This is a genomic window from Soehngenia sp. (genome assembly GCF_055108775.1).
On the sequence record NZ_JBSQIL010000081.1, the window covers coordinates 1 to 7,205 of the forward strand.

Sequence of the window (7,205 nt, forward strand, 5' to 3'; positions counted from 1 at the left end):
GTTCTTTTTTAGCATGATGAAGAATATGGATTTGAATAAATCCTAAGAAAAATTTTCTTAAAATTTGCTCTTGCATAATATATCACTCCTAAGTATAAATTAAATATCGGATGACGATATAAACTTCTGATATCATTATATCACTGAGTTGTTTTAAATTCAAGTACTATAGATATACTAAGTTAAGATTGAAAGGAGGCTTAATTATGAGATTCAATGAAAATATTAAAAATGAAAAGAGAGTTGGCTGGGGAAGTTTTTTAAAGGATGTATTTATTTGTTCTTTAGGCGCATATGGAGGCCCAGAAGCTCATTACAGTGTATTTACAGATCAAATGGTAATAAAGAAAAAGTATTTAAAGGAAGAAGAATTAGTTGAGTTAATTGCTTTATGCAGTATCCTTCCAGGACCTAGTAGTACACAAACCATTGTAGCTATAGGTTATAAAGTTGGGGGACCATTTTTAGCATTTTTAACAATGTTAGTTTGGGCACTCCCAGTAATTACAGTGATGACCTTGCTTTCATTCATATATCAATTTTTGAATAGCAAAAATATATCTGAAGCTGGACTCCGTTATATTGGTCCAATGGCTGTAGGGTTTATTGTGGTAGCAGCATATAGAATTGGTGTAAAAGTTGTAACAGATAAGATTACCATAGGATTATTCCTTCTTGGTGCTATAACAACTTATTTTATTCGTGAGGCTTGGGTTTTCCCCCTGGTTTTAATTATTGGTGGTGTCGTTAGTATTATAACTTCTAAAGAAAAAAATCTTTGGAATAGAGTTAAAATAAATCCCCCTTGGATCTATATAATTGCTTTTATTGTTATAACATTTGGTAGTATTGTCCTTACATTATTATGGGATAACAAAATAGTTCACTTGTTTGAAAGTTTTTATCGTTATGGTTATTTAGTTTTTGGTGGAGGGCAGGTAGTGGTTCCTGTTATGCATAGTGACCTTGTACAAGTGAATCAATATATGACAAACGAAGAATTTCTAACTGGTTATGGTCTTGTTCAAGGATTACCTGGTCCAATGTTTAGCTTTAGCGCTTATGCAGGAGGTATGGCAGCACGTGGAGGAAGTGTATTAAATCAAGTTTTAGGAGCTTTAGCAGGAGGAATAGGAATATTTTTACCAGGACTTCTTTTAATCTACTTTATTTATCCAATATGGGAGAATCTTAAAGAGATAAAAGGGATAAAAGTATCATTAAAAGGAATAAATGCTGTTGCTGGTGGATTAATTGCAGTAGCTGCCGTAATTTTAATGCAAAAAAGTGGATTAGTAATTGATAATATTATTGTCACACTAATTACAATGGGGCTATTAATATCTAAAAAAATACCAGCACCAATTATAGTAGTTTTATCTATAGTTGCAGGATTTATTATATAAATTCCGTATATTAAGAATTTAAAGTCATTACAGCAAATGTTGTAATGACTTTTGGCTATTTTTAGCAGAAATTAAGAGAAATTATGTAATGTTATGATATAATATTATGGAGTTTAGATATAATTTATAATTAAACAGGAGTATAGTATGTATAAAATTTTGATTGTTGAAGATGATACGATAATTGCAAAATCAATAAAAAACAGCTTGGATCAATGGAGTTATGAAACAGAAGTTGTTGTTGATTTTAAGGATGTTATCGCTCAATTTATAGAGTTTGATCCACAACTTGTGTTATTAGATATTTCCCTACCTTTTTTCAATGGCTACCATTGGTGTAGTGAAATTCGTAAAATATCAAGTGTACCTATAATTTTTATTTCCTCTATGTCTGATAATATGAATGTTATCATGGCAGTAAATATGGGAGGGGATGACTTTATCTCAAAACCTTTTGATTTAAATATTCTTGTAGCAAAGGTTCAGGCACTTATTAGAAGGACTTATTCTTTTGGTGGAAAAATGGATATCATAGAACACAAAGGAGTTGTTTTAAATCTTAGCAGTACAAGTCTTGAATATAACAATAATAAAATTGAGCTTACAAAAAATGAATTTAAAATACTTCAGATTTTATTTGAAAACGTTGGTAAAGCTATTTCTAGAGAGGACATAATGACGAGACTTTGGGAAAGTGATAGTTATATAGATGATAATACGCTAACTGTTAATGTTACTAGACTTAGAAAAAAGCTATCAGATGCTGATATTTTAGATTTTGTTAAAACCAAAAAAGGTATTGGATATATGGTGGAATAGGATGAATATTATATTAGGTTATATTAAAGATCATATAAAAGCACTAATAATCAACTTTATTTTCATTACTATCTTTTTAGTCGTTTTCTATTTATATTCATTACCCTTTGAAACAATCTTCTATGGATTTCTTTTATCAGCTGTTGTAGGAGCCTTTTTTATTGGTTTTGATTTTAATAACTATTATAAAAAGCATAAGGGACTAACTTATATAGAAAAACATATTAATATAGGAATCGATAATATGCCTTTAGCTGATAGTTTAATAGAAGCTGATTACCAAAATATTTTAAAAAAACTTTATGAGCAAAGTACAGAACTCATCTCAAAAACAGATATTAAACAAAGTGAGATGATTGATTATTATACACTTTGGGCTCATCAAATAAAAACACCAATAGCTGCAATGAGACTGCTTCTTCAAAGTGATAAAAAAGAAGAAAATAAAGAATTATTGGAACAAACCTTTAAGATTGAACAATACGTAGAAATGGTGCTTAGTTACTTAAAAATAGATGGATCTTATTCTGATTTGGTATTTCAACATTATAAATTATTAAATATAATAAGGCAAAGTGTTAGAAAATATGCTCATATGTTTATAAGAAAAAATATATCACTTGAGTTAATTGAGATGGATTGTACAGTACTCACCGATGAAAAGTGGCTTTCATTTGTAATTGAACAGATACTTTCTAACTCTTTAAAATATACAAGAAGCGGCAAAATATCAATTCGTATGCATGAAACCAAAGAAAAAGTTCTTATAATTGAGGATACAGGAATAGGTATAGCTGAAGAAGATTTACCTAGAGTATTTGAAAAAGGATTTACTGGATACAACGGACGTATGGATAAAAAGGCAACTGGAATAGGTCTTTATCTTTGTAAAAAGATTTTAGATAAACTATCTCATAAAATAACCATCAAATCTAATGTAAATGAGGGAACTACTGTGGAGATAGATCTTTCATCTATAAATACAATAATTGAGTAGAGGAGAATTAAAATGAGTAAATATGAAAATGCGCTGAAACTTATGGAGGAACGTTGCGGAAATCAAAATAAGAGCTAAGTTTAAAAAAGTTTTGATTGTGACGAAGATAGTCCTAGCTCAATAGTTCTGCGTATTACTTTAACTGAGGGTACTATTATAGACAACGAAAATAAATATGGTGAAAGTCAGTATGAAATTGATTTTATCAATAAAACTGCAATGTTATCTTGTATTCTTAAATAATCATTTAAGAATTAAATAACTATTTATTATTATTTTTCTTTTTCATTTTTAGGAGTTGCAGAAACTTTCAAACTTCGTTATTGTTTAAAACATTAACTGAATCCGATAGCTTATTCAGCTTATTTGTCTCCACTTTTGGATTAGTATAAGATAATATTTCTTCATTTGAAAGTTTATCATCAATTTTTATATAATCTAAATCTTTAGTAAGAGCAGATATCATGCCTTCACTTCTAGATTCAGACACATGAGTTTTTACTATATGTGATAATACACCTACAAATTTTCCATTTTCATCTTTCATAAACATTACCTCCTTAAGTTTAAATTTATTATATGCATTAATGGACATTTAATCCGTAGAAAATGAAGTGGAAAGTTTTACTTATTTTTATAAAAACAAGCTAGAAATTTTAAATTATTGAAAATCTTTAAAGGTACATCTCCATCAATTTTTAGAATATGGCGTTATCCCATTTTTATATAGGTTATCTACTAACTTGATCAAATCTTCTTCCGGTAAATCCTTTCCTTGTTGGAGCCAAAGGCGAAATAAGGAAAGTGATGTTGATATATAAAACTCAATCAAGTATGGTGTTAAGAAATTATATTCTGGTAAGTTTGAAGCTAATCTATCAAATGGAATTTCTTTTTTCAAGCGTGCTAAAAAACGAACACTTCCATAATCACCCAAAAGAGCCTTAAGAGTTGAGATATGATCACTTTTTTCTAAACAATGAAGTGCATCTTGTATAGGATCTGTAGAGGGTTCCTTATTAACTAATTCCTCTTTTATGTAGCTCAATAAATCATTTTCAACAAAGTCTAATAGTTCGTAAATATCAGAGAAGTATTGATAAAATGTGCTACGGTTATATCCTGCCTTGCTTGTAATATCCTTAATAGATATTTTTTCGATAGGCTTTTGACTATATAACTCACAAAAAACATCTATAAAGGTTTGTCTTGTTTTTTCTGTAATTTCGGGTTGCTTTTTCATTTTATCCTCCTTTAGCAAAAATCATCCAACAAATAATAAAAATCTGATGGTTGATAAAGCCATAATAAAGATTTACAATCCTATTATACAACGCGTTGTCTGATAGTCAATAGAGAATATTATGAATAAGTAGGAGTGGTTTTTATGTCAGTAAAACAAGATAAAATTTTAATTTTTGGTGCAGGTGTTATAGGGAGCATATACGCAATGAAATTCATTGAAGCAGGGCTTGATGTTACAATTTTTGCACGCTCAAATAGATTTAAAGCATTAAACGAAAATGGTCTACAATATAGTGAAAAGGGTACGGTTAAATCTATAAAAGTAAATGTTATTGATAAGCTTGAGAATGATGATGTATATGATTTTATTTTCGTTACAGTTCATTACGATCAATCCGAATCAGCTTTATTAGCACTAAAAGACAATCAAAGCAAAAATATAGTTATGATGACAAATACTTCGATGGGGTTTTCGACCTGGCAAAATATTGTTGGAGATAAGATTTTACCAGCCTTTCCTGGTTTTGGCGGACAGATTAAAGATGGAATACTGTATGCTCGATTTGTACCAAAGTTTCTAATAGCTAATATGTTCGGAGAAATTAGTGGTTTAGAGACAGAACGTGTAGAAAACCTATCAAAAATATTTAAAACAGCAAAATTTCCCTACACAATTAATAAGGATATGAAAGCCTATCTAATAACACACTCAATATCAGATATTGCACTTTTGGGCAGTTTATATTTTGAAAATAATATAAGTGATGAAAAAACGGCCAGAACCAGAAAAACAGCACACAAAATAACAATCACTTTAAAAACGTATTTAAGGGCAATACAAAAAGCTGGCGTTGATATTAATCCACCTATATTTAAAATTATACTTAAATGTCCAAATTTTGTTCTGGATTTTTTCTTTATGATATGGCTAAGAAGTAAAATTGTCAAGGATATGATGATACCAGATTATGCGAATAATGCAACCAACGAAGTTGTGAAGCTTAAGAATGATTTATTAAAATTTTTAAGTCAAAAGGGTGTCACAATATAAGTATGAATAAAGGATAATAATAAAAGCAATGGAGGAGGTTCTCCTTCTTTTTTGTTTTAAGAAGAATACACAACTAATTCATATCTCATTACTTGCTACAAATATAAAAAGAAAGTATAATTATTGATAATATCAACTAATTTGGAGGCGGGTATGAATAAGGAAGAAATAATTAGAAAAGAGGTAAGATTAATAGTGAGAGAATTAGGTTTACTTAATCGCAATTGCTTAAATTCTGACATGACACTTGCTCAAGCTCACATATTAAACTACCTAAAACTAAATGGAAAAACTCCTTTTAATGAATTATTAATAAATTTGGGTATTGATAAAGCTTCACTAAGTAGAATAATTAATAATTTAGAAACTAAAAATTATTTAGAACTGAAAAAGTCCGAAACTGATAAAAGAATGAAAGATATTTGTATTCTTCCATTAGGGATGGCAGCTATAAATGATGGAGATTATAAAGCAAATAAATTTATTAATGAAATTCTAAACTTAGGAGATAGTGAGGATACAGAAGATATTATTAGAGCCTTTAGAACATTTCGCATTCTTGCATTAAAAAATAATCTTAAAAAGAATGATTCAAGAATATTAATAGAAAGAATCTCAGAAAATTATATGGCAGAAGCAATTAAATTAGCAACAGAGGTATTTACTAATGAGCAAAGCATTCCAGCAGAATTGGTTCCAGTTAATGATAACTTAAAACCAGTTTGGTGGTGTGCAAGAGTGGGAGAAGATATTATTGGAGTAACAGCATCTTGGAAAGAAAAAGATAAATGGCATTGGGGAAGATTTGCTGTTGATAAAAGATTAAGAGGTATAGGCATCGGCCAGAAGCTAGCTATGTTTTCATTAAAAGAAATTTTTAATTCTTATACTGAAGAAATCTATATTGAAGCAAGAGATGCTACTGTAAATATGTTAATGAAATATGGATGTAAAATCATTGGAGAAGCAGAAGCTTTTTATGATGAGCCTGTAACTCCAATAACATTAAACAAGAGTGATTTTATGAAGAGATGTAACTAGAGTTAATATCAAGTATGTCAGAAAAAATATAACTAAAAAGAGGTATAAATTTATGATAAAACCAATAGTAAAAGATGTATTGTTTCTAGGACAAAAATCAGAAGAGGCAACTAAAAATGATATAGCAGTAATTGATGATTTAATAGATACATTAAGAGCAAACTTAGAAAATTGTGTTGGATTGGCTGGTAATATGATTGGAGTGAAAAAGCGTATATTGGTATTTACTGCAGGAAAACTTATTGTGCCTATGATAAATCCAGTTATATTAAAGAAAGATAATCCTTATGAAACAGAAGAGAGTTGCTTGTCTTTAATTGGCTTTAGAAAAACAAAGAGGTATGAGACTATAGAGGTGGAATATCTTGATAGAAGTTTTAAGAAGCAAAAGCAAGTGTTTACTGGATTTGTAGCACAAATAATTCAACATGAAATGGATCATTTTGAAGGTATAATAATTTAATTAAGTAATTAAAAAAACTGTGTTGGTTTTGTTGCTACAATCTCAAAGGACATTTTAGAAGAAGATAATCCTGCAAACTTATTTGAAGTTGCTGATAGAAAACAAAACATAGAAAATTTAACCCTTGACTTTCTAATCAGGATTGTTAAGGGTTTTATTTATCTCTAAGAATAATCAATGTAG

Annotated in this window: 8 protein-coding genes; 6 read left to right on the forward strand and 2 right to left on the reverse strand. The window is 29.2% G+C overall.

Annotation, left to right across the window (positions count from 1 at the left end):
• Positions 1 to 206 precede the first annotated feature (206 nt).
• The 3 genes from chrA (at position 207) to ACTB1H_RS08600 (ending at position 3,222) form a co-directional block, all read left to right on the forward strand.
• Positions 207 to 1,406: a chromate efflux transporter gene (gene chrA / locus ACTB1H_RS08590; RefSeq protein ID WP_463262432.1), complete on the forward strand. Its 1,200-nt coding sequence runs from the start codon at positions 207 to 209 to the stop codon at positions 1,404 to 1,406.
• Between the two features lie 147 nt (positions 1,407 to 1,553).
• Entirely contained in the window at positions 1,554 to 2,225 is a 672-nt protein-coding gene (locus tag ACTB1H_RS08595; protein WP_181600367.1) for a response regulator transcription factor, read from the forward strand.
• A gap of 1 nt (position 2,226) precedes the next feature.
• Positions 2,227 to 3,222, forward strand: coding sequence for a sensor histidine kinase (locus tag ACTB1H_RS08600; protein WP_463262433.1), 996 nt, complete (start codon positions 2,227 to 2,229; stop codon positions 3,220 to 3,222).
• A gap of 310 nt (positions 3,223 to 3,532) precedes the next feature.
• On the opposite strand, the gene ACTB1H_RS08605 is transcribed toward ACTB1H_RS08600, so the two are convergent.
• Together ACTB1H_RS08605 and ACTB1H_RS08610 are read right to left on the reverse strand one after the other, a co-directional pair.
• On the reverse strand, positions 3,533 to 3,769 hold the full coding sequence (locus tag ACTB1H_RS08605) for a hypothetical protein (RefSeq protein WP_463262434.1): 237 nt from the start codon (positions 3,767 to 3,769) through the stop codon (positions 3,533 to 3,535).
• Between the two features lie 144 nt (positions 3,770 to 3,913).
• On the reverse strand, positions 3,914 to 4,465 hold the full coding sequence (locus ACTB1H_RS08610) for a TetR/AcrR family transcriptional regulator (protein WP_463262435.1): 552 nt from the start codon (positions 4,463 to 4,465) through the stop codon (positions 3,914 to 3,916).
• Between the two features lie 144 nt (positions 4,466 to 4,609).
• Here ACTB1H_RS08610 and ACTB1H_RS08615 point away from each other — a divergent pair, with 144 nt between their 5' ends.
• From ACTB1H_RS08615 to ACTB1H_RS08625, 3 genes are all read left to right on the forward strand, one after another.
• Positions 4,610 to 5,518 carry a ketopantoate reductase family protein gene (locus tag ACTB1H_RS08615; RefSeq protein ID WP_463262436.1) on the forward strand — a complete coding sequence of 303 codons (909 nt, stop codon included), beginning with the start codon at positions 4,610 to 4,612 and terminating at the stop codon, positions 5,516 to 5,518.
• Between the two features lie 153 nt (positions 5,519 to 5,671).
• Positions 5,672 to 6,559, forward strand: coding sequence for a GNAT family N-acetyltransferase (locus ACTB1H_RS08620; protein ID WP_463262437.1), 888 nt, complete (start codon positions 5,672 to 5,674; stop codon positions 6,557 to 6,559).
• Between the two features lie 52 nt (positions 6,560 to 6,611).
• Complete coding sequence (locus tag ACTB1H_RS08625; RefSeq protein ID WP_463262438.1) at positions 6,612 to 7,022, forward strand: peptide deformylase; 411 nt, start codon at positions 6,612 to 6,614, stop codon at positions 7,020 to 7,022.
• Positions 7,023 to 7,205 lie beyond the last annotated feature (183 nt).